The 25,338-nt window shown below is 62.4% G+C and carries 28 protein-coding genes, 1 pseudogene and 1 riboswitch; of the genes and pseudogenes, 15 read left to right on the top strand and 14 right to left on the bottom strand.

Annotation, left to right across the window (positions count from 1 at the left end):
- Positions 1–40 precede the first annotated feature (40 nt).
- Positions 41–214 (top strand): hypothetical protein, encoded by a 174-nt coding sequence (locus ACF8O8_RS21365; protein ID WP_003250553.1) that lies wholly within the window; start codon positions 41–43, stop codon positions 212–214.
- Between the two features lie 126 nt (positions 215–340).
- Here the strand turns inward: ACF8O8_RS21365 and ACF8O8_RS21360 are convergent, their stop codons facing one another.
- Both ACF8O8_RS21360 and ACF8O8_RS21355 read right to left on the bottom strand, forming a co-directional pair.
- Complete coding sequence (locus ACF8O8_RS21360; RefSeq protein ID WP_003250551.1) at positions 341–1,093, bottom strand: TerC family protein; 753 nt, start codon at positions 1,091–1,093, stop codon at positions 341–343.
- Positions 1,094–1,121: 28 nt separating this feature from the next.
- Positions 1,122–1,361: a hypothetical protein gene (locus ACF8O8_RS21355; RefSeq protein WP_049587630.1), complete on the bottom strand. Its 240-nt coding sequence runs from the start codon at positions 1,359–1,361 to the stop codon at positions 1,122–1,124.
- Positions 1,362–1,493: 132 nt separating this feature from the next.
- Here ACF8O8_RS21355 and nhaR point away from each other — a divergent pair, with 132 nt between their 5' ends.
- The 3 genes from nhaR (at position 1,494) to ACF8O8_RS21340 (ending at position 4,432) form a co-directional block, all read left to right on the top strand.
- Complete coding sequence (gene nhaR, locus ACF8O8_RS21350) at positions 1,494–2,387, top strand: transcriptional activator NhaR (protein WP_003250547.1); 894 nt, start codon at positions 1,494–1,496, stop codon at positions 2,385–2,387.
- 97 nt (positions 2,388–2,484) lie between these two features.
- Entirely contained in the window at positions 2,485–3,696 is a 1,212-nt protein-coding gene (sstT, locus tag ACF8O8_RS21345) for a serine/threonine transporter SstT (protein WP_010953393.1), read from the top strand.
- 88 nt (positions 3,697–3,784) lie between these two features.
- Positions 3,785–4,432, top strand: a complete 648-nt coding sequence (locus tag ACF8O8_RS21340) for a YceH family protein (protein WP_392510393.1) — start codon at positions 3,785–3,787, stop codon at positions 4,430–4,432.
- Between the two features lie 4 nt (positions 4,433–4,436).
- On the opposite strand, the gene ACF8O8_RS21335 is transcribed toward ACF8O8_RS21340, so the two are convergent.
- The 3 genes from ACF8O8_RS21335 to ahpC form a co-directional block, all read right to left on the bottom strand.
- Positions 4,437–4,625 (bottom strand): hypothetical protein, encoded by a 189-nt coding sequence (locus ACF8O8_RS21335; RefSeq protein ID WP_003250541.1) that lies wholly within the window; start codon positions 4,623–4,625, stop codon positions 4,437–4,439.
- 166 nt (positions 4,626–4,791) lie between these two features.
- Entirely contained in the window at positions 4,792–6,354 is a 1,563-nt protein-coding gene (ahpF, locus tag ACF8O8_RS21330) for an alkyl hydroperoxide reductase subunit F (RefSeq protein WP_392510392.1), read from the bottom strand.
- Between the two features lie 124 nt (positions 6,355–6,478).
- Complete coding sequence (gene ahpC, locus ACF8O8_RS21325) at positions 6,479–7,042, bottom strand: alkyl hydroperoxide reductase subunit C (protein WP_003250537.1); 564 nt, start codon at positions 7,040–7,042, stop codon at positions 6,479–6,481.
- 321 nt (positions 7,043–7,363) lie between these two features.
- On the opposite strand from ahpC, the gene ACF8O8_RS21320 reads away from it, so the two are divergent.
- Positions 7,364–8,428 (top strand): TerC family protein, encoded by a 1,065-nt coding sequence (locus ACF8O8_RS21320; protein WP_010953389.1) that lies wholly within the window; start codon positions 7,364–7,366, stop codon positions 8,426–8,428.
- 7 nt (positions 8,429–8,435) lie between these two features.
- Here the strand turns inward: ACF8O8_RS21320 and ACF8O8_RS21315 are convergent, their stop codons facing one another.
- The 3 genes and pseudogenes from ACF8O8_RS21315 to ACF8O8_RS21305 form a co-directional block, all read right to left on the bottom strand.
- The gene (locus tag ACF8O8_RS21315; protein WP_392510391.1) at positions 8,436–8,825 is read right to left on the bottom strand and encodes a hypothetical protein; all 390 of its coding nucleotides are present in this window, start codon (positions 8,823–8,825) and stop codon (positions 8,436–8,438) included.
- A 2-nt stretch (positions 8,826–8,827) separates the two neighbouring features.
- Positions 8,828–9,076 (bottom strand): annotated as a pseudogene (locus ACF8O8_RS21310) (PAAR domain-containing protein); the annotation flags it as partial.
- Positions 9,077–9,239: 163 nt separating this feature from the next.
- Positions 9,240–10,469, bottom strand: coding sequence for an acyl-CoA dehydrogenase (locus tag ACF8O8_RS21305; protein WP_049587623.1), 1,230 nt, complete (start codon positions 10,467–10,469; stop codon positions 9,240–9,242).
- 140 nt (positions 10,470–10,609) lie between these two features.
- Between ACF8O8_RS21305 and ACF8O8_RS21300 the strand changes: the two genes are divergently transcribed.
- Both ACF8O8_RS21300 and ACF8O8_RS21295 read left to right on the top strand, forming a co-directional pair.
- Positions 10,610–11,536, top strand: coding sequence for a LysR family transcriptional regulator (locus ACF8O8_RS21300; protein ID WP_010953387.1), 927 nt, complete (start codon positions 10,610–10,612; stop codon positions 11,534–11,536).
- Between the two features lie 195 nt (positions 11,537–11,731).
- Positions 11,732–12,886 carry a cysteine desulfurase family protein gene (locus ACF8O8_RS21295; RefSeq protein ID WP_049587669.1) on the top strand — a complete coding sequence of 385 codons (1,155 nt, stop codon included), beginning with the start codon at positions 11,732–11,734 and terminating at the stop codon, positions 12,884–12,886.
- A gap of 7 nt (positions 12,887–12,893) precedes the next feature.
- Here ACF8O8_RS21295 and ACF8O8_RS21290 read toward each other — a convergent pair whose 3' ends face one another.
- The 3 genes from ACF8O8_RS21290 to ACF8O8_RS21280 form a co-directional block, all read right to left on the bottom strand.
- On the bottom strand, positions 12,894–13,331 hold the full coding sequence (locus ACF8O8_RS21290; RefSeq protein ID WP_003250527.1) for an RES family NAD+ phosphorylase: 438 nt from the start codon (positions 13,329–13,331) through the stop codon (positions 12,894–12,896).
- Positions 13,328–13,777 carry an antitoxin Xre/MbcA/ParS toxin-binding domain-containing protein gene (locus ACF8O8_RS21285; protein WP_003250525.1) on the bottom strand — a complete coding sequence of 150 codons (450 nt, stop codon included), beginning with the start codon at positions 13,775–13,777 and terminating at the stop codon, positions 13,328–13,330. Before ACF8O8_RS21285 ends, ACF8O8_RS21290 begins: the two co-directional genes overlap by 4 nt.
- A 142-nt stretch (positions 13,778–13,919) precedes the next feature.
- Entirely contained in the window at positions 13,920–14,573 is a 654-nt protein-coding gene (locus tag ACF8O8_RS21280) for an oxygen-insensitive NAD(P)H-dependent nitroreductase NfsB (RefSeq protein ID WP_014591578.1), read from the bottom strand.
- 103 nt (positions 14,574–14,676) lie between these two features.
- On the opposite strand from ACF8O8_RS21280, the gene ACF8O8_RS21275 reads away from it, so the two are divergent.
- Genes ACF8O8_RS21275 through ACF8O8_RS21265 form a run of 3 tightly spaced genes read left to right on the top strand, consistent with a single transcriptional unit; the run spans position 14,677 to position 17,114 of the window.
- Positions 14,677–15,600 carry a LysR family transcriptional regulator gene (locus tag ACF8O8_RS21275; RefSeq protein ID WP_010953383.1) on the top strand — a complete coding sequence of 308 codons (924 nt, stop codon included), beginning with the start codon at positions 14,677–14,679 and terminating at the stop codon, positions 15,598–15,600.
- 48 nt (positions 15,601–15,648) lie between these two features.
- Positions 15,649–16,479, top strand: a complete 831-nt coding sequence (locus ACF8O8_RS21270; protein ID WP_003250518.1) for an AraC family transcriptional regulator — start codon at positions 15,649–15,651, stop codon at positions 16,477–16,479.
- Positions 16,480–16,529: 50 nt separating this feature from the next.
- Entirely contained in the window at positions 16,530–17,114 is a 585-nt protein-coding gene (locus ACF8O8_RS21265) for a LysE family translocator (protein ID WP_010953382.1), read from the top strand.
- A gap of 39 nt (positions 17,115–17,153) precedes the next feature.
- Here the strand turns inward: ACF8O8_RS21265 and ACF8O8_RS21260 are convergent, their stop codons facing one another.
- On the bottom strand, positions 17,154–18,353 hold the full coding sequence (locus tag ACF8O8_RS21260) for a sugar transporter (RefSeq protein ID WP_392510390.1): 1,200 nt from the start codon (positions 18,351–18,353) through the stop codon (positions 17,154–17,156).
- A 205-nt stretch (positions 18,354–18,558) separates the two neighbouring features.
- Between ACF8O8_RS21260 and ACF8O8_RS21255 the strand changes: the two genes are divergently transcribed.
- Positions 18,559–19,875: a hypothetical protein gene (locus tag ACF8O8_RS21255; protein ID WP_350297657.1), complete on the top strand. Its 1,317-nt coding sequence runs from the start codon at positions 18,559–18,561 to the stop codon at positions 19,873–19,875.
- A 109-nt stretch (positions 19,876–19,984) separates the two neighbouring features.
- Here the strand turns inward: ACF8O8_RS21255 and calA are convergent, their stop codons facing one another.
- A complete protein-coding gene (gene calA, locus ACF8O8_RS21250) occupies positions 19,985–21,037 on the bottom strand; it encodes a vanillin reductase (RefSeq protein WP_010953379.1) in 1,053 nt (350 codons plus the stop codon).
- 181 nt (positions 21,038–21,218) lie between these two features.
- On the opposite strand from calA, the gene ACF8O8_RS21245 reads away from it, so the two are divergent.
- Entirely contained in the window at positions 21,219–22,124 is a 906-nt protein-coding gene (locus ACF8O8_RS21245; RefSeq protein WP_010953378.1) for an AraC family transcriptional regulator, read from the top strand.
- Between the two features lie 63 nt (positions 22,125–22,187).
- Here ACF8O8_RS21245 and thpR read toward each other — a convergent pair whose 3' ends face one another.
- Positions 22,188–22,733, bottom strand: coding sequence for an RNA 2',3'-cyclic phosphodiesterase (gene thpR, locus ACF8O8_RS21240; RefSeq protein WP_392510389.1), 546 nt, complete (start codon positions 22,731–22,733; stop codon positions 22,188–22,190).
- Between the two features lie 158 nt (positions 22,734–22,891).
- Between thpR and lpxO the strand changes: the two genes are divergently transcribed.
- The 3 genes from lpxO (at position 22,892) to ACF8O8_RS21225 (ending at position 24,901) form a co-directional block, all read left to right on the top strand.
- Positions 22,892–23,791 (top strand): lipid A hydroxylase LpxO, encoded by a 900-nt coding sequence (lpxO, locus tag ACF8O8_RS21235; RefSeq protein WP_392510388.1) that lies wholly within the window; start codon positions 22,892–22,894, stop codon positions 23,789–23,791.
- A 117-nt stretch (positions 23,792–23,908) separates the two neighbouring features.
- Positions 23,909–24,253 (top strand): carboxymuconolactone decarboxylase family protein, encoded by a 345-nt coding sequence (locus ACF8O8_RS21230; RefSeq protein ID WP_049587614.1) that lies wholly within the window; start codon positions 23,909–23,911, stop codon positions 24,251–24,253.
- A 78-nt stretch (positions 24,254–24,331) separates the two neighbouring features.
- Positions 24,332–24,901 carry a GNAT family N-acetyltransferase gene (locus ACF8O8_RS21225; RefSeq protein WP_014861782.1) on the top strand — a complete coding sequence of 190 codons (570 nt, stop codon included), beginning with the start codon at positions 24,332–24,334 and terminating at the stop codon, positions 24,899–24,901.
- A gap of 154 nt (positions 24,902–25,055) precedes the next feature.
- A riboswitch (cobalamin riboswitch) is annotated at positions 25,056–25,264 on the top strand.
- Positions 25,265–25,338: the final 74 nt, after the last annotated feature.

Here is a 25,338-nt window from a genome sequence, read left to right as displayed (position 1 = left end):
GCGGCCCAATCAAGCGCTTGCCGCAAAGATGGAGGCACAGATGAGCCTGACCATGGCAATTCTCATGCTGGTAGGCATGTGGCTGAGCGTCGCAGCCGCCATGCTGTGGGGTGTACTGCGTATCGTGCGGCGTCATGCACACCACCTGCCACCGCAGGCACCCGCCAAGCCACAGCCAGTAAGACGGCCCCGGCGGCATGCCGGGGTGAGCTAACCTCAGGATTTCCCGAAGCCCACTGACTGACAAGCCCGCTGCACAGGTATTCGCGTTGCCAGTGCCACGCGAATACCTATGCAGCGGGCTTGTCCGCAAGAGGGGCGCGAGGCGCCCCTTTTTACATCAACCTTCAGCCGCCTCACGCTTCAAACGCGCTCGACGGGCCAGGATGTTGAGGACCTCGATAGCCGTCGAGAACGCCATGGCCGCATACACATAGCCCTTGGGTACATGGGCGCCAAAGCCTTCGGCGATCAGCGTCATGCCGATCATGATGAGGAAGCCCAGCGCCAGCATGACCACGGTCGGGTTGTCGTTGATGAAGTTGGCCAGCGGGTCGGCAGCCACCATCATCACGATCACAGCCGTGATAACAGCGATAATCATGATCGGCAGGTGCTCGGTCATACCCACGGCGGTAATGATGCTGTCGACCGAGAAGACGATGTCCAGCAGCAGGATCTGGAAAATCGCCGCAGCAAAGCCCAGGGTAACCGTGGAGGAGACCTTGGCTTCCTCCTTGGCGCCATGCGGGTCGACGTTTTCGTGAATTTCCTTGGTCGCCTTCCACAGCAGGAACAGACCACCGGCAATCAGGATCACATCCTTCCACGAGAAGGCGTTGCCGAACACTTCGAACACCGGGTCGGTCAACTGGACGATCCAGGCCACGGTGCTGAGCAAGGCCAGTCGCATGACCAAGGCCATGCTGATACCGATACGCCGCGCCTTGGAGCGGTACTCCACCGGCAATTTGTTGGTCAGGATCGAGATGAAGATCAGGTTGTCGATGCCCAGTACAACTTCCATGGCCACCAGCGTAGCCAGGGCAACCCAGGCGGTAGGGCTAGCGGCGAGTTCCAGCAAATATTCCATTGTTCAAATCCTGCAGCAGCGGTTGGGGTCAGATTTCCTGGATTTCTTCTTTCTTCTCGGCATCCTTGGGCTTCTGCCCTTCGCTGCCGATGGCTTCGCTCAGCGCCTGCTGGGCAGCCTTGTTGGTGTCGTCGATGGCTTGCTTGGCCGACTGCGCGGCCTGATCGAGCATCTGCTGCGCGGATTTCTCGGCCTGGTCGCAGCCTGCCAGGGTGAACAGGGCCAAAGCCAGCACCAACGGGGTGCCTATGGATTTGAGTTGCAGCATGGTGTCCTCGCTTGAAATAACCCGGCGGCGCATGGCGCCTGATAGCCGTGCATTCTAAAGACGGCAATAGTTCAGGAAAATTCGTATTTTCATGGCATATACTTCGGTTTTTACGAATCGGAACGACCGACGGTGCTTAACTATCGCCAGTTGCATTACTTCTGGGCCGTGGCCAAGACGGGCAGCATCACCCGCGCCAGCCAACAGCTGAACCTCACACCGCAAACCATCAGCGGGCAGATCACCCTGTTCGAGCAAACCTACGGCCTGGAACTGTTCCAGCGCGCTGGCCGGCAGCTGGAACTGACAGAAACCGGCCGTCAGGCCCTGGTGTATGCAGAGCAGATGTTTCAGATCGGCAGCGAGCTTGAAGCCATGCTGCGTGCCGGCCCTCAAGAGCAGATCCTGTTCCGTGTGGGGGTGGCTGACGTGGTGCCCAAATCCATTGTCTACCGCCTGCTGGCACCGACCATGGACCTGGAGGAGGTGCTGCGCATCAACTGCCGCGAGGACAAACTTGAGCGGTTACTGGCAGACCTGGCTATCCAGCGCCTGGACCTGGTGATATCCGACAGCCCCATGCCTAACCACCTGGACATCAAGTGCTACAGCCAAAAGCTGGGCGAGTGCGGGCTGAGCTTCTTCGCCACCCCGGCGCTGGCACAACGGCTTGAAGGTCCTTTTCCAGCTTGCCTGCAGGATGCTCCGCTGCTGGTTCCCGGCCAGGAGACCGTGGTACGCAGCCGCCTGCTGCGGTGGCTGGGCGAGCAGCAGGTGCAGCCACGGATCGTGGGGGAGTTCGATGACAGTGCCTTGATGCAAGCGTTCGGACAGTCGGGCAGCGGCATTTTCGTAGCGCCCAGCGTAATCGCCGAGGAGGTGTGCCGTCAGTATGGCGTGCAACTGATCGGGCAGACCGAGGCCGTGCACGAATCGTTCTATGCCATTTCGGTGGAGCGCAAGGTCAAGCACCCAGGGATCGTGGCGATTACCGAGGGGGCGCGGCGGGAGTTGTTTCACTGGTAGCCGTAAAAGCCTGATTGACAAAGAACACGGCCCGACATGCGCTATAGGTGCTCTATGGTAAAGTCCGCCCTTTCCAGATTCCGAGATACCGCTGCACATGACCCCTTTCCTCCGCATCCTCAACCGCACCAGCCTGGTGACCCAGATCGTCATCGGCCTGCTCGCCGGCATCGCCCTCGCCCTGCTTGCACCTGCCATCGCCCGCGACCTGGCCTTTCTTGGCAAGGTATTTGTCAGTGCCCTGAAGGCGGTTGCGCCCGTGCTGGTGTTCATCCTGGTCATGGCTTCGGTCGCCAACCATCGTCACGGCCAGGAAACCCACATTCGCCCGATCCTCTGGCTGTACCTGCTGGGCACCTTTGCCGCAGCAGTGGTGGCCGTGTTTGCCAGCATGCTGTTTCCGTCGCACCTGGCGCTAAGCACCAGCGAGGCCACGCTGAGCGCGCCAGGCGGCATCGCCGAAGTGCTGCAGAACCTGTTGCTGAACGCGGTAGACAACCCGGTCAATGCCCTGCTCAACGCCAACTTCATCGGCGTGCTGACATGGGCCATCGGCTTGGGCGTGGCCCTGCGCCACGCCGGCGAAACGACCCGTACCGTGGTCGAAGACCTGTCCAATGGTGTAACCCTGATCGTGCGCGTGGTCATCCGCTTCGCCCCGCTGGGCATCTTTGGCCTGGTCAGTTCCACCCTGGCCCAGTCGGGCCTGGACGCGCTGCTCGGCTACCTGCACCTGCTGGCGGTACTGATCGGCTGCATGCTGTTCGTGGCGCTGGTGATGAACCCGCTGATCGTGTTCTGGAAGATCCGCCGCAACCCCTACCCGCTGACGCTGCTGTGCCTGCGTGAAAGCGGCATTACCGCATTCTTCACCCGCAGCTCGGCCGCCAACATCCCGGTGAACCTGGCGTTGTCGGAACGCCTTGGCCTGCATGAAGACACCTACTCGGTGTCGATCCCGCTGGGCGCGACCATCAACATGGCCGGTGCGGCGATCACCATTACCGTGCTGACCCTGGCCGCAGTGCATACCCTGGGTATCCAGGTGGACCTGCCGACTGCCGTGCTGCTCAGCGTGGTAGCGGCAGTGTGCGCCTGCGGCGCCTCGGGCGTGGCCGGGGGTTCGCTGCTGCTGATTCCGCTGGCGTGCAGCCTGTTTGGCATCCCAAGCGAAATTGCCATGCAGGTGGTTGCGGTGGGCTTCATCATCGGCGTGTTGCAGGACTCGGCCGAAACGGCGCTGAATTCTTCGACCGATGTGCTGTTCACTGCCGCGGCATGTCAGGCTCAAGAGCAGCGCCACGGCTAAGAGGGCCGGGGCCGCTTTGCGGCCCCAATTGCCTTACGCGATGGCATTACCTACCCTAGTGGCCTTTCCCCAGCCACGAGACAGGGCCATGTCAGAACACGAAACCGCGGGTGAAGGCCGCTTCAACAGCATCGAGATCCGCGTTCTCGGCTCGCTGATCGAAAAGCAGGCCACCAGCCCGGAAAGCTACCCGCTGACCCTCAATGCCCTGGTCCTGGCCTGCAACCAGAAGACCAGCCGCGAGCCGGTGATGAACCTCACCCAAGGCCAGGTCGGCCAGGCCTTGCGCGCCCTCGAAGGTCAGGGCATGACCCGCCTGCAGATGGGCAGCCGTGCCGACCGCTGGGAACATCGGGTAGACAAGGCACTGGAGCTGGTGCCAGCGCAGTTGGTGCTGATGGGCCTGATGTTCCTGCGGGGCCCGCAAACCCTCAACGAACTGCTGACTCGTAGCAACCGCCTGCACGACTTTGACGACGCCGAGCAGATCCAGCATCAGCTGGAGCGCCTGATCTCGCGGGACCTGGCCTTGCACCTGCCACGCCAGGCCGGCCAGCGTGAAGACCGCTACACCCATGCCTTGGGCGACCCGGCGGAAATCGAGGCGATTCTCGCTGCACGGCAGCAGGAAGGCGGCGCGCGCACCAGTGGCGGCAGTGTGTCAGAAGACCGCATCGAAGCCCTCGAAGCCCGCATTGCGGCGCTGGAAGCGCGCCTGGCTGAGCTGGAAGGCTGAGCCGTCACGGCTCGGGGTCGGGGAAATTGCGGCAGCTCTTGCGCTCGGCCAGCTCCCGGTCAGTGGGGCGCTGGTCGACGAACACAGCGCGACCGTCGGCGTAGATTTCCAGGTAGCCCCAGTGCAGGTCCTGCTCTTGCTGCCCGGGCTTTGGGGGGACTAGCCACCAGGGTTCGCGGCTGATCAGGGTCATGGGTGTGATTCCTGAGGGGTCTGCAGTAAGCATAGACACCTTCAGGTGCTGCTTTGCTTGCACCGGCCTCTTCGCGGGTGAACCCGCTCCTACGGGGATCTTCACAGTTTCAACAACTGCGCAGTCCTGTGAGGGCGGCTTTAGCCGCGAAAGGGCCGGTACAGGCTTACGCCGGTGCCGAAGTCCGAATCAGGTGGTCAAAGGCCGCCAGCGATGCCTTGGCCCCCTCACCCACCGCAATGACGATCTGCTTGTACGGCACGGTAGTCACGTCACCTGCAGCAAACACACCCGGGATGCTGGTCTGGCCCTTGGCGTCGACAATGATTTCGCCACGCGGCGACAGCTCGACGGTGCCCTTCAGCCAGTCAGTGTTGGGCAGCAGGCCAATCTGCACGAAGATACCTTCCAGTGCCACTTCGTGCTGTTCATCCGTGGTGCGGTCCTTGTAGCGCAGGCCAGTCACCTTCTCGCCATTGCCCAGCACCTCGGTGGTCAGCGCGCTGGTAATCACGTTGACGTTCGGCAGGCTGCGCAGCTTGCGTTGCAACACCGCATCGGCACGCAACTGGCTGTCGAACTCGATCAGCGTCACCTGGGCGACGATACCAGCCAGGTCGATGGCCGCTTCCACACCCGAGTTGCCGCCGCCAATCACTGCCACACGTTTGCCCTTGAACAGCGGGCCGTCACAGTGCGGGCAGTAGGCCACGCCGCGGCCGCGGTACTCCTGCTCACCCGGCACGTTCATTTCGCGCCAGCGGGCGCCGGTGGCCAGGATCACGGTCTTGGCCTTCAGCGAAGCGCCCCCCGCGAGGCGCAATTCGTGCAGACCACCCTCGGCAGCAGGAATCAGCGCTTCACCGCGCTGCAGGTTCATGATGTCGACGTCGTACTGTTTGACGTGCTCTTCCAGCGCCGTGGCCAGCTTCGGCCCTTCGGTTTCCTGCACCGAGATGAAGTTCTCGATGGCCAGAGTGTCCAGCACCTGGCCGCCGAAGCGCTCGGCGGCAACACCGGTGCGGATGCCCTTGCGGGCAGCGTAGATGGCAGCAGCGGCGCCAGCGGGGCCACCGCCGACGACCAGCACGTCAAAGGCTTCCTTGGCGTTGATCTTCTCGGCCTGGCGGGCGCCAGCGTTGGTGTCGATCTTGCCAAGGATTTCTTCCAGGCCCATACGGCCCTGACCAAACACCTCACCGTTGAGGTAGATACTCGGTACCGCCATGATCTTGCGCGATTCCACTTCGTCCTGGAACAGCGCACCGTCGATGGCAACATGGCGCACGTTGGGGTTGAGTACCGCCATCAGGTTCAGTGCCTGGACGACGTCCGGGCAGTTCTGGCACGACAGCGAGAAGTAGGTTTCGAAGTTGAATTCACCTTCCAGGGCCTGGATCTGCTCGATCACTTCGGCACTGGCCTTTGACGGGTGGCCACCCACTTGCAGCAGTGCCAGCACCAACGATGTGAACTCGTGGCCCATGGGGATGCCGGCGAAGCGCAGGCTGATATCGGCACCCGGGCGGTTCAGCGAGAACGAAGGGCGACGGGCATCGGTACCGTCCGCGCTGAAGGTAATGAGGTTCGACAGGCTGGCAATCTCTACCAGCAGGTCGTGCAATTCACGGGACTTCGCGCCGTCGTCGAGGGAAGCAACGATCTCGATCGGCTGGGTGACCCGCTCCAGGTAGGTTTTCAGTTGCGATTTAAGCGTGGCGTCCAACATACGGGCGATTCCTTTTTCAAAACTCGGATACAAAAACGCCCAGGCGAGGTCGCCCGGGCGTTTGACGGGGCGGTAGGTACTTCAGCTTTGGCGGCTGCTTACCGCCCGCGTTATGGGCATGACCTTAGATCTTGCCTACGAGGTCCAGCGACGGCGCCAGAGTGGCTTCGCCTTCTTTCCACTTGGCCGGGCACACTTCGCCTGGGTGAGCGGCAACGTACTGGGCAGCCTTGACCTTACGCAGCAGCTCAGCAGCATCACGGCCTACACCACCGTCGTTCAGCTCGACAATCTTGATCTGGCCTTCCGGGTTGATCACGAAGGTACCGCGGTCGGCCAGGCCGGCTTCTTCGATCAGCACGTCGAAGTTGCGCGAAATGACGTGAGTCGGGTCACCGATCAGCGGGTATTCGATCTTGCCGATGGTGTCCGAAGTGTCGTGCCAGGCTTTGTGAGTGAAGTGGGTGTCAGTGGAAACACCGTAGATTTCCACGCCCAGCTTCTGGAACTCGGCGTAGTTGTCAGCAAGGTCACCCAGCTCGGTCGGGCAAACGAAGGTGAAGTCGGCCGGGTAGAAGAACACGACAGACCACTTGCCTTTCAGATCGGCTTCGCTGACCTGAACGAACTCGCCTTTGTGGTAGGCGGTGGCGTTGAAGGGTTTGACCTGGCTGTTGATGATTGGCATGAGAGACGCTCCTTCATGGGGTTGGAATCAGTTGATGGATAGAATCCTAACTAATCATCCCGCTGAAGGCTCATTGGCAAAGCTCATGCTTTCGATTGGTTTTGGCTATAACTGGGGTTATTTAATAGAAGGGAACGGGCTGAGCAAAGGATTGCGGACCTGAACTCTGCACTGGCAAAGAAATGTAACAGCTCCCCATTCGGTATCACGGGCAAACGGGTCTACGCTCAAGCCCATGTGATACCGGGCCCCTCTGACGGCTGCCAAGCCGCCATGTCGGATCACTGTTGCCTTGCAACGTCGACATTCAAGGAGGGGCTCATGACAGCTCTGCAATCATTCCTCACAACACCTGTCCTCGGTACCAGCGCCTGGTTGTGGCTGGTGTTCATGGCCATCGTCATCGGTTTGCTGGTGCTCGACCTGGGCGTGCTGCACCGCCACGACCGGGAAATTGAAATGCGCGAGAGCCTGCTGCTGTATTCAGGCTATTTCAGTGTCGGTGTACTGTTCGGCGCGGGGGTCTGGTACCAGTTGGGCGCGCAGTCGGCACTGGAGTTCTACACCGGTTTTTTGGTCGAGCAATCGCTGTCCATGGACAACGTGTTCGTCATGGCGATGATCTTCAGCTACTTCGCCATCCCCCGCCGCTACCAGCACCGCGTTCTGTTCTGGGGCATCCTGGGCGTGGTGTTCCTGCGGGCCATCATGATCGGCGTGGGCGCGGCGCTGGTACAGAACTTTGCCTGGGTGCTTTACATCTTCGGTGCCTTCCTGCTGTTTACCGGGGTGAAAATGGCGCTGTCGAAGGAAGACAGTCGCCCAGACCTGGCCAACAACCCGATCCTCAAGTTCGTGCGGCGGCACATGCGGGTTACCGACCAGATCCATGGCTCGCACTTCTTCGTACGCCATACCCCGGCCGGGCACAGCAAGGCGCTGCGTTATGCCACCCCGCTGTTTCTGGCACTGGTACTGATCGAACTGGCCGACCTGGTGTTTGCCGTCGACAGCGTGCCGGCGATCTTCGCCATCACCCAGGACCCGTTCATCGTCTACACCTCCAACATCTTCGCCATCCTCGGCTTACGCTCGCTGTATTTCGCGCTGGCGGCGCTGATGCACAGGTTCGTCTACCTCAAGTACGCCCTGGCGCTGGTGTTGATCTTCATTGGCTGCAAGATTTTCTACCACGGCATGGTGGGCAAGGTGCCGGCGCTGCTGTCGTTGGGCGTGACATTCGGGTTGTTGCTGGGTGGGGTGGTGATTTCGTTGATCAAGACGCGGGGGCAGACGTTGAATAAAGACGACAAGACGATAGAAAAAGCAGCTAACGATAAGAAAACAACGGGACAAAAGAAGAATGACCCACAGTTGCGGGTCTGAGTTGCAATCATTGCTTGATGATGAAGTAACCAACCGCCGCCCCCGGTGAGGCAATCAAGATCAGCCAAAGGGCTGCTCCCATATCTCGCCTCAACTTTGGGGGGAAATTGTCAAGCTCCGCTTCGTTCAACCAACCGAGGCGTAAATGTAACCTTGGGAATGTGACCAAAGCGCTTACTGTACTCATCAGTAGGCATCGATGCCTTAGGTTTCGTCCGCCCCATACGGGTTTCATCTGCTCAAGATAGGGGTTGCTCGTGATCGCTGAAAGGGCGACATCAAAATCACTCGACAAAGCAATTTTCACATTGATAGCGATCCCCGCAAGGCCCAGGATGAAAGGCGCAATCAGGAATACTATTTGCAACAATGGGGACCAATTGTCAAAGTCAATCATCCAAGTTGTAGCAGCACCTGGGGAAACGACATGCGTTGTGAAACTACGTAGAAACCAGGCTCCAGCGTACCAGGCAGCACTCCTATTATCGGTTGGGAGAAGCGCTCGGGGTTGAAGGTGGTGTGGTCGCCTTCACGGAGCACCATTCGGCCTTCGTCTAGATAGCCGGCCCCCGTCGCAATACAGACAGCACCCGTTGTGGTGACATCGCCGTCTACCGCCTGACCTTTCCCCTCTAGATTGACGCGCATATATGAACTCCCTGTACTTGATTCAGGTTGGAAACCTATCACCAGCAAGGGAGATTCAAGTGGCCTCAGCCAAAATTCAGATACGTCCTACAAGTTGCAGGATTTTGCGCAATCACTGCAGGCGCGGGTTTGATCGCGAATGGGCCGGCGCAGGCTGACGCGTTCACCGCCCGCTACGCAACATCTCCACCGGCACATACTTGCCAATCTCGTATTTGCCAATCGCCGCCCGGTGCACTTCATCCGGCCCGTCAGCCAGGCGCAGGGTGCGCTGCATGGCATACATGTAGGCCAGCGGGAAATCGCCGCTTACCCCTGCCCCACCATGTATCTGAATAGCCCGGTCGATCACGTTCAAGGCCACGTTCGGCGCCACCACCTTGATCTGGGCGATCTCGCTACGGGCCACCTTGTTGCCGACGGTGTCCATCATGTAGGCCGCTTTGAGCGTCAGCAGCCGGGCCATGTCGATTTCCATGCGCGAGTCGGCGATCTTGTCGACGTTGCCGCCCAAGCGGGCCAGTGGCCGACCAAAAGCAGTACGCTCCACCGAACGCTTGCACATCAACTCGAGTGCGCGCTCGGCCATGCCGATCGAGCGCATGCAGTGGTGGATACGGCCTGGGCCCAGGCGGCCCTGGGCAATTTCGAAGCCGCGTCCTTCACCAAGGATCACATTTTCGTATGGCACCCGCACATTCTCGAAAAGGACTTCGGCATGACCATGGGGCGCATCGTCATAACCGAACACCGGCAGCGGGCGGACGATCTTCACGCCCGGCGTGTCGGTCGGCACCAGCACCATGGAATGCTGCTGGTGGCGTGGCCCTTCAGGGTCAGACAGGCCCATGAAGATCATGACCTTGCAGCGCGGGTCGCAGGCGCCGGACGTCCACCACTTGCGGCCGTTGATCACCCACTGGTCACCGTCCCGTATGGCGGTAGCAGCCATGTTGGTGGCGTCCGAGGAGGCCACGTCCGGTTCGGTCATGGCAAACGCTGAGCGGATCTCGCCGCGCAGCAGTGGCTCCAGCCACTGGCGTTTCTGCGCCTCGCTGCCATAGCGCACCAGCACTTCCATGTTGCCAGTGTCCGGCGCCGAGCAGTTGAACGGCTCCGGCCCGAGCAACGAGCGGCCCATGATCTCTGCCAGCGGTGCGTACTCCAGGTTGCTCAGGCCAGCGCCGTATTCCGACTCGGGCAAGAACAGGTTCCACAACCCTTCGGCGCGGGCCTTGGCTTTAAGCTCCTCCATGATTGCAGTGGGCTGCCAGCGGTCACCCTCGGCGACCTGGCGCTCGAACACGGCTTCGGCGGGGTAGACATGAGCGTCCATGAACGCAGTGACACGCTCGCGCAGTGCCTGGACCTTGGGCGAATAGGCGAAATCCATCTGGGCTACCTTCACAGTTCGGAGTACGTGGGCCAGAGCCTAGAGCAGCATTGCTCCATCCACCTAGTCTATTTTCCGCGTGTATAAACATTCATAACCGATATATGATCGACCGATAATTCCAACAAAGAGCGGCGCCCATGAACCTTAGCAAGGTCGACCTCAACCTGTTCATCGTGTTCGATGCGATCTACACCGAAGCCAACCTGACCCGCGCCGGGCAGATCGTCGGCATTACCCAGCCGGCAGTGTCCAATGCCCTGTCGCGCCTGCGCGAAACCTTCAATGACCCGCTGTTCGTGCGTACCGCGCAAGGCATGGTGCCCACACCCATGGCGCAGAACATCATCGGCCCTGTGCGCAACGCGCTGGCGCTGTTGCGGACATCGGTGCAGGAAAGCCGCACGTTCAACCCGCAGCAGGCCAACAAGACCTTCCGCATCAGCATGACCGACCTGACCGAGGCGGTCATCTTGCCGCCGCTGTTCCAGCGCCTGCGCCGCCTGGCGCCGGCAGTCATGATCGAAAGCTTCCTGTGCAAGCGCCGCGAGACCACCAAGGAACTCGCGGCCGGCCGCCTGGACTTTGCCATCGACGCGCCACTGAACACCGACCCGCAGGTGCGCCACATCAAACTGATGCAGGACCGCTATGTCTGCGCCCTGCGCCAGGGTCACCCGCTGGCCGACAGCAAGCTGACCCTCGACAGCTACCTGGGCATGACCCACATCCATATCTCCAGCCGCCGCAACGGCCTGGGTTACGTCGACCTGGCGCTGGGCAAGATGGGTGTTCAACGCAAGGTCGCCCTGCGTTCGCAACACTACCTGATGGCGTCACAGGTGTTGCAGCAGACCGACATGGCGATGACGGTTCCCGAGCGCTTCGCCCGTCGCCATCAGCTGCGTTATCAGGCGCTGCCGGTGGAGGTCCCTGCACTGGAAACGCACCTGTACTGGCATGAAAGCACCGACCAGGACCCGGCCAACCGCTGGATGCGCGAACAGATCACCGAATTGTGCGAGCGCGTGGTGGCAGAGGAAGAAAAGGCTCTGGAGCACGCCTGAAGGTGCCGGTGAGGTGCCATTAATGGCCCCTCACCAGACAAAGTAGAAAATTCCATGAAAGATCTTCGATAGAGAATTTTTTTTCTAAAATAATCGCGAATCGACCTGAGGGAAACGAAAAAAATACCGCTGTTGGCAGGTACGCTTACGTCAATGATCGCCGATTTCACGGCCACTGACACGGACCTGCCCTCAATGCCTAGCGCCCCACTCTACTTCGATTACGCCGCCACTACCCCCGTCGACGACCGGGTTATCGAAACCATGCTCGCCTGCCTGGGTAACCAGGCCAACTTCGGCAACCCGGCGTCCAGCGGCCACGCCTTCGGCCAGGCTGCACGTCACGCCGTGGAGCAGGCGCGCCAGCAAGTCGCCGAGTGCGTCGGCGCGCACGCCGAGCAGCTGGTATGGACCTCGGGCGCGACCGAGTCCAACAACCTGGCGCTCAAGGGTATTGCCCAAGGCATCGGCCAGCCCGGACACCTGATCACCAGCCAGCTGGAACACAAGGCCGTGCTCGACACCGTGGCCGAGCTGGAACGTCAGGGCTGGGCCGTCACCCGCCTGGCAGCGGATGCCGATGGCCTGATCCAGCCTGCAAGTGTGCAGGCAGCGTTGCGCGCTGACACCCGCCTGGTATCGCTGATGGCGGTCAACAACGAACTGGGCACGGTCACCGATTTTGCCGCGATCGGTGAGCAGGTGCGTGCCCACGGTGCCCTGCTGCACGTGGATGCCGCGCAGGCCGTGGGTAAGCTGGCTATCGACCTGCGTACGATGGCCGTGGACCTGATGTCTTTTTCGGCGCACAAGGTCTACGGGCCGAAAGGCATCGGCGCGCTGTATGTCGGGCCGCGCGCTCGCGTGCTGATGCGTGCGCAGATGCACGGCGGCGGCCATGAGCAGGGCCTGCGTTCCGGCACCCTGGCGACCCATCAGATAGCGGGCATGGGCAGTGCCTTTGCCTTGGCCGGCCAACCTGGCGACAGCGAGCACCAGCGCCTTGAGCAACTGGCAAGACGCCTGCGCACAGGCCTGCTGGCCATGCCTGGCGTTACCCTGAACGGCTGCGCCAAGCAACGCATTCCCCATACCTTGAACCTGTGCATCGACAGCAAGGGCTTCAACAGCACGGCGCTGGCCGGCGAGCTGGCCTTGTCGACCACCTCGGCCTGCAACTCGGCGAGCAACGCTGCCTCGCATGTGCTGCTGGCACTGGGGCTGGATGAGCGTCAGGCTCGCAACAGTGTGCGTTTGAGCATCGGCCGTTTCAGCACCGAGGCGGACGTGGACAAGGCACTCGACGTGTTTGGCCGGGTGCTGGCGGCAGCATCGGCAGCACTGTGGTGACCACGCCCTAGAACAGGCGGCTGTCCGGCGTGAAATCCTCAACCTGGATTTTCGCGCTCTGCGCCTGCGGGTGCCGTGGGTTGAACAGGTAATTGGTGGTGCTGGGCATGATCGCGCTTGGCACCGGCAGCAGCAATGCCGAACAGTCATCCAGAAAGCGATTGCCCAGCGTTCGGGTCAACTCAGGCTGAGCAGACCAGCCGGGCTGCAAAGCGGGCAACTGCGCCTGGGAAACCGTGTCGGGCAGTTCGATGCGAAGCAAGCGCATGGTGGTAGGGAAATCCTCGGGGTCGATCTCCAGGTGCACCAACACTTCCAGCATCGCCCCAGGAGGGCTGGTGGCGGCATACACCACCGGCCGACCCGCCTGGTGCCAGCGGCCACTTACACGCAAGCCCCCCGTACCGCTCAAGTCTGCATAGGCGCTGATTCGCCACAAAATCACAGGCCATAGCCCTCGGCAATCTGCAGCAGCATTTCTTCGACCTGCGTGGTGCCTTGCTGGGTGGTGAGCATCTGCATCGGCGTCAGCCCCGAGAAGCGTTCCTTGGGCTTGGAAAGCCAGCGTTTGGCCTTGCCCGCTTCACCGAACACGGCCTCGGCCATGGCGGTGATGTGGGCCGAGCGGAACAGCCGATCGCTCTCATCCACGGTCAGCGGTTGGTCACGCTCGATACGGGATTTGAGGGTGCGCAGCGGGATGATCTGGTCGCGCTCCACCGGCGTGAGCACACCGCGTTCGGTCAGCTTTACCAACCAGGTGGCGGCAAAACCATCGGTGATGCGGGTGTGGATTTCGAAATCGCTGGCAAGCTCGGGAATGTCCAGCAGCGCCTGCAGGCGCGCCCGGTACTCGTGGTAACCGTTGTCGCGAAGCACTTCGGCAAGCATGGCATGCTCCTTTTCGGCATTTGCCGACAAGTATGCGGTATATGCCGGGTCATTGCCAGTTTGCCGGGTCGGGCGGTCGAAGCCAGGGCTTTGCCAGGTTGACCGCCAGCATTGCCAGGGCCGCAAAGCGGCCCCAAAAACTTCAGAGGAAGGTGAACACTTGCGATGCCGGCAACCGCGACTTGTTCAGCCCGGCGTTGAAATCCGCCTCGCTGCGGTAACCCAGGCTCAGGATCACCACACTGGTGAACCCACGCTCACGCAAACCCAGTTCGGCATCGAGGACCTTGCTGTCGAAGCCCTCGATCGGCGTGGCATCCAGCCCATGCGCCGCCGCACCCAGCAAGGCAGTACCCAACGCCAGGTAGGTCTGCTTTTCCATCCAGTGCTGCACATCCTTCTGGTCGAAGCGGTGCAGGTTGACGTAGTGACGGCGGCTCTGGTTTTGCCCGGCGCGCGCTTGCTCATCACGAAAACGGCCATCGGCGGCCTCTTGATCGAGCACGGCGTTCAGGTGTTCTTCAGTCATCTCGGTACGGGTGCAGAACACAATCACGTGCGAGGCATCGAGAAGCTTCTGCGTGTTGTAGGCGTAACCCTCAGCAGTGCTCTTGGCCAGGCGGGCCTTGCCTTCGGCCGTGTCGGCGACGATGAAATGCCAGGGCTGGGAATTGACCGACGACGGGCTGTGGCGCAGTTGTTCGAGCAGGGCGTCGACAGTGGCCTGGGGAATGCGGCGTGAGGCATCGTAAGCTTTGGTGGTGTAACGGCGCTTGGCCAGCGATACGGTATCCATGCGACAACTCCAGAGTGAACAGTGGATGTGCCGGGCATCTTATCTTTCCAGCAAAAAAGAAAAAGCGGCACAATGTAACAACACTTTCATCCCTGGAATGAAAATGCTGCGCATCACCGACCTCGAACTGTTTGCCCGCAGCAGCGTGCTGGGGAGCTTCACTGCCGCCGCCCATGAAGCAGGCCTGCTGCCGGGCCAGGTGGCTGCCGCAATCAAACGCCTGGAACGCGACCTGGATGTACGCCTGTTCGCCCGCACCACCCGCAGCCTGCGCCTGACCGCCGAGGGCGAGCGCTACCTGCCAACCGCGCTGAATGTGCTGGAAAGCCTGCGCCAGGGCCATGAAGATCTGCATGGCAACCCCAATAGCCTGCGCGGCACCCTGCAGGTATCGGCCCCTTCCGACATGGGCCGCAACATGCTGCTGCCCTGGCTCAGCGCCTTCCGCCGCGACCACCCGGCATTGCAACTGCGCTTCTTCCTGTCCGACCAGATGGCCGACCTCAACCGCGACCCTGTGGATGTGGCCATCCGCTATGGCCTCAACCAGGATGCCAACTACATCGCCCTGCCACTGGCCGAATGGAACCGCCGCGTGCTGGTGGCCTCGCCCGACTACCTGGCCCGCCACGGCCGCCCGCTCACCCCCGACGCGCTGCAACAGCATGCCTGTCTGCTGTACATGCAGCACAGCCGGGTGTACGACAAGTGGCAGTTGGGTAACCGCACCGTGCAGGTGCGTGGGCCGCTGGTCAGTGACGATGCCGACGTCATCCGCCGCCTGGCCATCCAGGGGGAAGGTATCGTCTACAAGTCGTGGCTGGATGTCAGCGCCAACATCGCGGCCGGTGAACTGGAAATCGTCCTGCCCGAATTGATCGGCGAGCCTACCCCGCTGGCCTTGGTCTGCCCTCATCGCAAGCAGCTCACGCCTGCCGTGACGCAATTGCACCTGTGGCTACGCGAACGCTTCGAGGCCCTGCGCGCCCGGGCCCTGACCAACGGCTGCACAATCGTTCCAGACTGAGCCGGGGGCGTTGCGCTAAGGTAGCCATTTACCCCACGGTACTCGTCCATGAGCAACTGGATCGACTTCAAACAGGACGCCGACACCGGCATCGAGTCGGTCCGTGCGCATTTTGTCGGCCATGCCTATGACCCCCACTGGCACGACAGCTTCCTGGTCGGCGTGACCGAGCAGGGCGTGCAGCAGTTCAACTGCCGCCGGGTACGCCATCGCAGCACGCCGGGGCAGGTATTCTTACTTGAGCCTGGCGACATCCACGATGGCCTGGCGCCCACCGAAGAAGGCTTCACCTATTCGACGCTGTACCTGGAGCCCGCCTGGCTCGACCAACAGCTGCGCGCGCTGTACGAGCACGCGCCGGGCGACAGCCTGCCCAGCTTTGCCGACACCCTGTGCCACGACGAACGCCTGGCGCGGGCCACCGCCCTGGCCTTCCGGGCCGTGCATGACCAGGACTTGCGCATCGTCAGGCAAACGGCCATGGACGATCTGCTGGCCTGCCTGACCCGCCACCTGCACTGGCGCCGCCGCATCAACCCCGACCCGCGCCTGCCGCTGACCGCACAGCGCGCCCGGGACTTCCTGCATGCCAACCTGGAACGCGACATCGGCCTGGAGGACCTGGCCCAGGCCTGCGGCATCGACCGCTTTCGCCTGACGCGTGCGTTCAAGGCAGCGTTCGGCATTGCACCCCATGCCTACCTGATCCAGCTGCGCCTGGCCCGCGCGCGGCGCCTGCTTGCCCAAGGCCAGACACCTGCCGAAGTGGCCGTGGCGTTGGGCTTTGCCGACCAGAGCCACCTGGGGCGCTGGTTCCGCCGCGCCTACCAGTTGACCCCGGCCGACTACCGCAGGCGCTGCTCAAACCTTCCAGACTGAGTGCCGGCGGGCAGCGAGCATGGTGCTTCGATGTTACGGAGCCCTGAACCATGTCACAGTCGTTGTTGCCCTTCATTCTGTTTGCCCTGGTGTCCAGCATCAGCCCGGGGCCGACCAACCTGTTGATCCTGGCCCATGGCGCCCGCCGGGGCCTGCGCGCAAGCCTGGCGCCGATCGTGGCGGCGTGTGGCGCGGCTGCAGCCATTGTGCTGCTCGTCGGGCTGGGGCTAGGCGAACTGCTGCTGCGCTACCCCCTGGCGCAACAGCTGATGAGCTGGGCCGGGGTGCTGTGGCTGAGCAGCCTGGCGTGGAAGATGCTGCGCAGTGCCGCCGCCCCGCTCCATGCGGCCACGGCACAAGGCTTCAGTGCGCTCAGTGCGGCCTCGTTGCAGGTGGTGAACCCCAAGGTCTGGTTGATGGCCGTGGCGGTGGTCGGGGTATTTGCCGCGCCGTCGTTGCCAGTGTGGCAGCTGGCGCTGGTGTTCTTGCTGATCGCTCTGCCGAGCATGGCCGCCTGGGCGGTGTTGGGGGTGGGGAGCGCCCGGTGGCTGCAGGCACCGGGGCGGTTGCGGGTGTTCAACCAAGTGTTGGCGGGGGTTTTGTTGATATCGGCATGGGCTGCAGTATTGGCCTGAGCCTCTACTTGACCGACAAGGGGCCTGAGCGGCCTCGGCTCAACGTGTCAACGCCTCGCGAAAGCGCCGGGTACTGGCAACGGCCAGTACCAGCCCGACCACTGCCACGCTGCCGCCCACCAGGCCGATATCCGCCACATTCATCTGGCTGCTGACGATACTGCCCAGCAGCGCACCACCGCCAATGCCGATGTTGTAGATACCCGAGAACAGCGCCATGGCCACATCGGTGGCGTCGGACGCCAGCTTCAGGGTCTTGGACTGCAGCGCCAGGCTGAAGCTGAGAATTGCCACGCCCCAGAACATGCTCAGCACTGCAAACACATAGAAGTTGCCCGACAGCGGCAACATCAGCAACAGGCACGCGGCGAGTACCCCGATCGAACCTACCAGGAAGCCATGCGGGAAGCGTTCGCTGTAACGGCTGAACAACAATGAACCAAAAACCCCGGCACCGCCGAACAACAGCAGCAACAGCGTGGTGCGGTCGCCGCCGATCTGCGCTACGTGCAGGGCGAACGGCTCGATATAGCTGTAGGCCGTGAACTGCGCGGTAATGACCAGCGTCACCAGCAAGTAGGTAATGACCAGTGCCGGGCGCTTGAACAGGACCGGCAGGCTGCGCAACGAACCGGAGTTCTGGCTGGGCAGCAGCGGCAGCGATTTGATCAGGCAAAGCATGGTGGCTAGCGCTACCCCGGCAATGCTCAGGAACGTGATACGCCAGCCCAGTGCCTCGCCCACCACACGGCCCAGCGGGATGCCCAGGACCATGGCCAGGGTAGTACCGGTGGCCAGCAGGCCCAGCGCCTTGGCCTGCTGGCCCGGCGGCGCCACACGCACCGCCAGCGAGGCGGTGATGGACCAGAACACCGCATGCGCCAGGGCAATGCCGATGCGGCTGACCAGCAGCATGGCGAAGCTTTGCGAAAGCCAGGACAGCAAGTGGCTGACAATGAACACCAGGAACACGAACAGCAGCAGACGCCGCCGTTCGATGTTGCGGGTCAGCAACATCATGGGCAACGAGGCCAGTGCCACGATCCAGGCGTAGATGGTCAGCATCAGGCCGACCTGGGCAGTACTCATGTCGAAGCTGCGGCCAATGTCACTGAGCAGCGCCACCGGGACGAACTCGGTGGTGTTGAAAATGAAGGCCGCCAAGGCCAGGGCGATGACGCTCAGCCAGCTGCCGCTGCCCGTTGTGGGCGGCAGGTGTGTGGGTATGGGTCCGTTCATGGGTGGAAACCGCTTCTCCGCAGACAAGGCAACAGGTCGCACGCCAGCCACCCGCTTGCAGGGGGCCAACGTACGTTTTTGTTATGGATAGGAATGCCCGGCATGGTACGCGCCAAGCTGGGGCCTCACAACCGCAGGGCAGCCAGAAGGAGTACCATGCGCGCTTTGTGTGAAACGCGTGTGCAACAAGGAGCCCGATCCGCTCATGGACAAGCAACACCCCCAGCAGCAGTGGCAGCAGGCAGTCATCGCCTATGCCCAGGCCGTCAACGACTACGTCGCGCAGGGCCGTGCGCACGGCTGGGACAACCTCGAAGAGCCGCAGGCACCCGCCACCGAACACCTGCTCGACGCCTGGCTGTCAGCCCTGCAGGCAGCCAACCGTCCTGGCGTCGACGAACAGCAGCGCCAGGCATTCCGCAAGGCCTGGCCACCCGCACACCACCCCTTGATACCGTTGCTCGAAGACCACGGCCAAGGCATCAGCCATGTCCTGCTGCTGGAAGATGGCAGCCTGCTGGCCCGCATCGGCATGCCTTACGACAAGGGCCAGGTGGTGCGTATCGACCACCATGGGGTAACCCCGGTCATCGGCATCGAACACTTTGGCCGCTGCCCCGCGCGGCGCTACTTCGCCCTGGCCAATGCCGAGGGCGTGCGTGTGACCGATGGCTGGGGCGGCCCGCAAGTGCAACGCCTGGCCTGGCCCACGGGGCTGGAGGGGTTGCCGCCAGGTTACCCGTTCGAGCCGTTCGACCTGCCGCCCACACCGACCGCGCTGATCCCCTTCCCCGATGGCCAGCGAGTACTGCTGGTGAGCGCCGAAGGTATCTTCGTGCTGGCCACTCAAGGTGCGACTCGCCTGCTGCCACAGCAGGCACGCGTGCTCGAAGAGCTGGCCGAGGGCACCGACCCGGACGACATCAGCCTGGGGCTGAGCATGGAGCATGGTGCGGTGTCGGCGGATGGCCGGCTGATCGTCGTGGGTGAGCAAGGCAGCCGGCACCTTGTTCTGGACGAACAGCTCAAGCCGCTGGCGCACATCGGCCCGGGCAGTGAATACCCACACTTTGCCTTGTTCAACCGCGCCGGTGACCAGTTGATCGTCAATGCCTGCCATTTCTACAGCGGTGCCACGCTGGCCGTGAGGGTGGCAGACCTGCACGGGCTGGATACCGATTACTACAGCCAGGACCCGCGTACCCCGCTGGTGCAGGATGGCGCAAGGGTGTATGCGGGGGTAGCGCGCGATGGCGAGTACATTGTGGGTGATGCCTATGGCTACCTGCGGGCGTTTGGCGAAGAGGGTACGGAGCATTGGCAGCATTACCTGGGCTCGACCATCAGTGCGATGGATATCAGCGCCGACGGGCAAACGCTGGTGGCGGCGAGCCATGCGGGGGTTATTTCGGTGATTGCGCTGGATAGCGGGCGGCCCGAGTGGCAGATCGGTACCGGGGCGCACGGCGAGGTGCGGCGATGGTTGTTCTGGAAGGGCTGGGACAAGCCAATGGCCTGGTAAAACGGCTGCATCGTTGCTGCCTGTACGGCCCCACCGCGCGCAAGCCCTACATCACCCCTGTGCAGGAGCGGGCTTGCCCGCGAAGAGGCCCGTACAGGCAACCGATCAATCAGCCCTGTAACGTGGCCATGTCGATCACGAACCGGTACTTCACATCACCGGCAATCATCCGCTCATAGGCCTGGTTGATGTTGCGGATATCCAGCATCTCGATATCGCAACGGATGTCGTGCTCGGCGCAGAAGTCCAGCACTTCCTGAGTCTCGGCAATCCCCCCGATCAACGACCCCGCCAGCACTCGGCGCTTCATCACCAGATTGGCCGCATGCAATGCCGGGTCGATCGGTTCGATCAGGCCGACCAGGATGTGCACACCGTCGAACTTCAGCGTTTCCAGGTACGGGTTGAGGTCGTGCTGCACCGGAATGGTGTCGAGCAGGAAATCGAAACGACCGGCAGCGGCGCGCATCTGCTCGGCATCGGTGGAGACGATCACATGGTCGGCCCCCTGGCGGCGAGCTTCCTCGGCCTTGGCTTGGGAGCGCGTAAACAGGGTCACTTCCGCACCCAGGGCCTTGGCCAGTTTGATGCCCATGTGGCCCAGGCCGCCCATGCCGAGGATGCCGATCTTGTGGCCTGGGCCAACGCCGTGGTGCTTGAGCGGCGAATAGGTGGTGATGCCGGCACACAGAATAGGTGCAGCGCTGGGCAGGTCCATGCCGGCCGGTATGCGCACCACGAAGTGCTCGCTGACCACGATGCTGCTGGAGTACCCGCCCATGGTGTTGCTGCCGTCGACCCGGTCCGGGGTGGCGTAGGTCATGGTCGGGCCTTCGAGGCAATATTGCTCCAGGTCCTTGGCGCAGGCTTCACAGGTACGGCACGAGTCGACCATGCAGCCGACGCCCACCAGGTCACCGACCTTGTGCGCGGTGACCTTGTCGCCCACCGCCGTGACCCGGCCGATGATCTCGTGGCCCGGCATCAGCGGGTACACGGCAATGCCCCATTCGTTGCGCGCCTGGTGGATGTCGGAGTGGCACACGCCGCAGTACAGGATGTCGATGGCGACGTCATCCGGGCGCGGGCTGCGGCGTTGGAACGTCATGGGGGCCAGGGGGCTGGTGGGGGTTTGAGCGGCATAACCGATGGCGGTATACATGCAGGGCCTCGCAGTGAAGTGAAACGATTCAGGCGACACATTTTGCGCGTCGTTCGCCGCCTCGCCCACGACTGATTCTCCGGCATGCATGCCTGATTCTACGAAGATGCCAAGCCATGGCTGGCGCCATGCCCTCAATCTGCGATGATCAAGCTGTCTGATTCTCTGCCCTTGGTCCACCATGCAACTGACCCGTCACGTCGATGCCAATGCGCCGCTCTGCTCACTGATCCGCAGCCTCACCACGCGCCCGGGCTTCGTGCCCACCCTCCTGCCCCAAGTGCAGGTGTTGAGCTGGGACCACTATGTGGCCAGCAGCCCACAGATTTACGAACCCAGCCTCATGATCGTGGCCCAGGGCAGCAAGCTGGCACGCCTGGGGCCGCGTACCCTGGAGTACGGTGCAGGGCATTACCTGGTGCAGGCGTTGTCGGTGCCGTTCATGTGTGAAACCTTTGCCACCCGCGAGGCGCCGCTGTTGGGCGTGGCGGTGGGCATCGACCGTGGCGTGCTGGGCGAGTTGGTGCAGAGCATGGGCTTGGCACCGGACGCTGAAGTGCAGGCGCAAACCCCGCAATCGATGACCTCGGCGGCACTGGATGCACCCATGCGCGAAAGTGTGGAACGGCTGCTGCACTGCCTGCAGGACCCGCTTGACGCCAAGGTACTGGGCCCGGCGCGCGTACGCGAGGTGCTGTATACCGCGCTGCGCGGCCCGCAGGCCGGTGTGTTGCGGGCACTGGTGGAGCAACAGGGGCACTTCGCCCGCATCGGCGCCGCCCTCGCCCACCTGCGCGAGCACTACGCCGAGCCGCTGAGCGTGGAGGCACTGGCCGCGCGGGCCAACATGAGCGTTTCGACCTTCCATGAACACTTCAAGCGCTGCACCGACATGGCGCCAATGCAGTACCTGAAGCGCTTGCGGCTACTCAAGGCGCAGCAGATGCTGATTGGCGAAGGCCTGGGCGTGGCACAGGCTGCGCACCGGGTGGGCTATCAGAGCACCTCGCAGTTCAGCCGCGAGTACAAGCGCCAGTTCGAACGCAGCCCGGGGGATGAATTGCCTTACCAAAGCATGCCGGTGTAATCACCCGATCTGAACAGCCCCTGCAGGTACGCATCCGGGACAAGGCGTTTTTCGCCCGGCGAGTCAGTCCGCCAGCGGCCACTGCGCCAATGGCCAGTAAGCCCCCTTGCGCGACTCGTAAAGCGTGAAGTGTCGCGCGGTGAGGTAAAACTCCGGCGCGCTACTGGCCTCGGGCGGCTGCCCGCGGTAATCCCTGGACAGCGTCAGGTGCGGTCGATACTCACGCGTGGCCGCTTCCAGCCCCAACGGCAGCAACGCCTGCTGCAAACCGTACACCAGTTGCAACAGGGCGGGCGGTACCTGCTGCGCCTCCAGCACCAAGGCGCCGGCCCGCTGCCACACCTGCAAGCGGTCAAGCAGAAGCCGCGGTGCCATGGCCGGCAGTGCCAGTTGATCGACTGCCGCACAGATCGCAGGCACCTGGGCGGTATCTACATCGCCGAGGAACAGCAGCGTGACATGGAAGTTGGCCGCCGGCACCGGTTTGCCGCTGCGCAGGTTCAGCCCGCGCCGCCACTGGGCCAGGTCACGGCGCTGCGCGTCGCTGACCGGCAAGGCGAAGAACAGCCGCTTGAACGGGCTACCGCTGGGGCGTATATCCTGAACCATACAAACTCCCTGACATGAAACGTTTGCGCAAGACGGTAGGGTATTACACCAATGTCGCCCCGCAGTTTCATAACAATAAGTACAAACTGCCCCCATGATTGTTTATGCTGGCGGGCTCATGCCATGGAGCATGGCCATTTTTCGACAAGTAAACGTCCATGAAAATTGCACTCGTACTTATCTTCGCCCTCTCGATCGCCTATGTTCACCTGCGCGGTCGGGTTCGCCACAAGCTGACTCGCCAGCTGGGCGACCACTCCAGCTTCCTGGCCCCGATCAACAGCTTCCTGTACCTGTTCTCCAAACACCCGGCCAAGCCCTACCTGCCGGTCGAGGCCTTTCCAGAACTGAAACCGCTGCAGGACCACTGGCAGGAGATCCGTGAGGAAGGCCGCCAGTTGCTGCACGTAGGCGAAATCAAGAAATCCGACAATTACGATGACGTCGGTTTCAACTCATTCTTCAAAACCGGCTGGAAGCGCTTTTACCTGAAGTGGTATGGCGAAAGCCACCCGTCGGCAATGGCCCTTTGCCCACGCACGACCGAGCTGCTGCAAGGCATCGGAACGGTCAAGGCCGCCATGTTCGCCACCCTGCCTCCGGGAGCCAAGCTGGTGCGCCACCGTGACCCGTATGCCGGTTCGTACCGTTACCACCTGGGCCTGGACACGCCGAATGACGACGGCTGCTACATCGACGTGGACGGCGAGAAATACGCCTGGCGCGATGGCGAGGGGGTGATCTTCGACGAAACCTACATCCACTATGCCGCCAACACCACCGAGCACAACCGCATCATCCTGTTCTGCGACGTCGAGCGCCCGCTCAAGTACCGCTGGGCAACCGCGTTCAACCGCTGGTTCAGCCGCAACGTGATGGCCGCTGCCGCTGCGCCCAACGACGCCAGCGACAAGACCGGTGGCATCAACCGCCTGTTCACCCGCATCTACAAGATCCGCGAGCGTGGCAAGGCGCTGAAGAAGCGCAACCGCATGCGCTACTACCTGGAAAAATGGGCAGTGGTCGCGGCGTTGGTGCTGGTGTTCATCTACGTCTGAAGGCTCAACGCAGGCCACCGTACGAGTGACCTGCGTTTACCCACCAAAGTACCGCCTCGCACGTGCCACGCTTCGACTAGCCTGAAAGCTCCACTCGCAACCCCCAAGGTGAAGACGATGAGCATGATGGACTGGGACGCCTACCGTAAGCAGTTGATGGCCGGCATCGGCGATCTCAAGCAACTCTCCCCCGACACCGTAGCCGGCTACATGACCGCCAGCGGTGCAGGTGCCAAGACCAACCACCTGGATGCCAAGACCCGCGAGCTGATCTCCTTGGCCGTGGCTGTGACCACCCGCTGCGACGGCTGCATCGCCGTGCATTCGCAGCAGGCCGTCAAAGCGGGGGCCAGCCGCGAGGAAATTGCCGAGGCCCTCGGCGTGGCCGTGGCCATGAACGCCGGTGCCGCGCTGGTGTACTCCGCCCGTGCAATGGACGCGGTGGGCAAGGCCAACGATTGAGCACAAACGGCGTCGCCGCCCTTGCGCGACGGCGCCGCGCCACCCAGACTGAGCGGCTGACCCCGCGCAGGAACCCGCATGATCCACATTCGCCCCATGACGCCGGACGATTTCGATCGTTTCTGGCCCACCTTCCAGGCCATTGTCCAAGCCCGTGAAACCTACGCTTTCGACCCGGCGCTGAGCTTCGAGCAGGCCCGCCAGCTGTGGCTGGAGCTGCCCTTGCACACGCTGTTGGCCGAAGAAGATGGCGAGCTACTGGGGTCGTATTACCTCAAGCCCAATGCTGCCGGGCCTGGTGCGCATGTAGGCAATTGCGGCTACATGGTCTGCGAACAGGCGCGCGGCCGGGGCGTGGCGCGCTTGATGTGCGAGCACTCGCAAAAGCTGGCGCGCCAGGAAGGCTTTCTGGCATTGCAGTTCAACTCGGTGGTAGCCACCAACGCAGTGGCCGTGGCGCTATGGCACAAGCTGGGCTTTGAAACAGTCGGCCGTTTGCCCAAGGCCTACCGTCATGCCCGCCTGGGGCTGGTGGACTGCCTGGTGATGTACAAATGGCTGGCGGATGAGCCGGTGGTGGAGAAGCCGCCGCTGCTGATCGGGCGCAAGAACATCGAGGCACGGGTATCGCGGCGCCGCGGGCGCTAGCTTTACAGGCAAGCCTTCCCTCCAGCCAATTCATCACGCTGGGGCCTGCTGTTCTTGCCAAATGGGGCTCCGGCGCCGCAAAAACGCACAACCTGTTGTTTTTTCTCAGCATTCACAGCACACCAACATTTGACGCCCCAGCCTTTCAATGGTCAGATGCGCGCCAGTTTCAGGTGCCCTGCGCCGCCGCGCGCGGGGTGAAACGGGAAACCGGTGCGTCGTGTTGCCCACGACAAGTCCGGTGCTGCCCCCGCAACGGTAAGCGAGCGAACCCTTCGAGATACCACTGTGCTCAAGCATGGGAAGGTGAAGGTTTCATGCCCCTCGCAAGCCCGGAGACCGGCCTGGAGCTTCACTTGGCAACCCGCGGTGGGCGGGCGCAGGCCGGAATCCGTGCGCGCGCCCGCCTGCATGGTTCGCCTTTGCGTGTTTTCCAC

It is taken from the genome of Pseudomonas sp. TYF_14, from assembly GCF_043105275.1.
GTDB classification, from domain to species: Bacteria; Pseudomonadota; Gammaproteobacteria; order Pseudomonadales; family Pseudomonadaceae; genus Aquipseudomonas; species Aquipseudomonas alloputida.
Note: the sequence above shows the minus strand (reverse complement) of the source record. Positions and strands in the feature narration are given on the sequence as shown.

Coding starts and splice junctions, on each gene's coding strand:
- lpxO (WP_392510388.1), top strand. CDS start 22,892: ATGAAAATTGCACTCGTACTTATCTTCGCCCTCTCGATCGCCTATGTT.
- sstT (WP_010953393.1), top strand. CDS start 2,485: ATGACCCCTTTCCTCCGCATCCTCAACCGCACCAGCCTGGTGACCCAG.
- ACF8O8_RS21270 (WP_003250518.1), top strand. CDS start 15,649: ATGAGCAACTGGATCGACTTCAAACAGGACGCCGACACCGGCATCGAG.
- ahpC (WP_003250537.1), bottom strand. CDS start 7,042: ATGCCAATCATCAACAGCCAGGTCAAACCCTTCAACGCCACCGCCTAC.
- ACF8O8_RS21230 (WP_049587614.1), top strand. CDS start 23,909: ATGAGCATGATGGACTGGGACGCCTACCGTAAGCAGTTGATGGCCGGC.
- ahpF (WP_392510392.1), bottom strand. CDS start 6,354: ATGTTGGACGCCACGCTTAAATCGCAACTGAAAACCTACCTGGAGCGG.
- calA (WP_010953379.1), bottom strand. CDS start 21,037: ATGTATACCGCCATCGGTTATGCCGCTCAAACCCCCACCAGCCCCCTG.
- thpR (WP_392510389.1), bottom strand. CDS start 22,733: ATGGTTCAGGATATACGCCCCAGCGGTAGCCCGTTCAAGCGGCTGTTC.
- ACF8O8_RS21355 (WP_049587630.1), bottom strand. CDS start 1,361: ATGCTGCAACTCAAATCCATAGGCACCCCGTTGGTGCTGGCTTTGGCC.
- ACF8O8_RS21255 (WP_350297657.1), top strand. CDS start 18,559: ATGGACAAGCAACACCCCCAGCAGCAGTGGCAGCAGGCAGTCATCGCC.
- ACF8O8_RS21285 (WP_003250525.1), bottom strand. CDS start 13,777: ATGCTTGCCGAAGTGCTTCGCGACAACGGTTACCACGAGTACCGGGCG.
- ACF8O8_RS21295 (WP_049587669.1), top strand. CDS start 11,732: ATGCCTAGCGCCCCACTCTACTTCGATTACGCCGCCACTACCCCCGTC.
- ACF8O8_RS21360 (WP_003250551.1), bottom strand. CDS start 1,093: ATGGAATATTTGCTGGAACTCGCCGCTAGCCCTACCGCCTGGGTTGCC.
- ACF8O8_RS21305 (WP_049587623.1), bottom strand. CDS start 10,469: ATGGATTTCGCCTATTCGCCCAAGGTCCAGGCACTGCGCGAGCGTGTC.
- ACF8O8_RS21315 (WP_392510391.1), bottom strand. CDS start 8,825: ATGATTGACTTTGACAATTGGTCCCCATTGTTGCAAATAGTATTCCTG.
- ACF8O8_RS21365 (WP_003250553.1), top strand. CDS start 41: ATGAGCCTGACCATGGCAATTCTCATGCTGGTAGGCATGTGGCTGAGC.
- ACF8O8_RS21300 (WP_010953387.1), top strand. CDS start 10,610: ATGAACCTTAGCAAGGTCGACCTCAACCTGTTCATCGTGTTCGATGCG.
- ACF8O8_RS21275 (WP_010953383.1), top strand. CDS start 14,677: ATGCTGCGCATCACCGACCTCGAACTGTTTGCCCGCAGCAGCGTGCTG.
- ACF8O8_RS21340 (WP_392510393.1), top strand. CDS start 3,785: ATGTCAGAACACGAAACCGCGGGTGAAGGCCGCTTCAACAGCATCGAG.
- ACF8O8_RS21265 (WP_010953382.1), top strand. CDS start 16,530: ATGTCACAGTCGTTGTTGCCCTTCATTCTGTTTGCCCTGGTGTCCAGC.
- ACF8O8_RS21320 (WP_010953389.1), top strand. CDS start 7,364: ATGACAGCTCTGCAATCATTCCTCACAACACCTGTCCTCGGTACCAGC.
- ACF8O8_RS21260 (WP_392510390.1), bottom strand. CDS start 18,353: ATGAACGGACCCATACCCACACACCTGCCGCCCACAACGGGCAGCGGC.
- ACF8O8_RS21280 (WP_014591578.1), bottom strand. CDS start 14,573: ATGGATACCGTATCGCTGGCCAAGCGCCGTTACACCACCAAAGCTTAC.
- ACF8O8_RS21225 (WP_014861782.1), top strand. CDS start 24,332: ATGATCCACATTCGCCCCATGACGCCGGACGATTTCGATCGTTTCTGG.
- ACF8O8_RS21335 (WP_003250541.1), bottom strand. CDS start 4,625: ATGACCCTGATCAGCCGCGAACCCTGGTGGCTAGTCCCCCCAAAGCCC.
- ACF8O8_RS21245 (WP_010953378.1), top strand. CDS start 21,219: ATGCAACTGACCCGTCACGTCGATGCCAATGCGCCGCTCTGCTCACTG.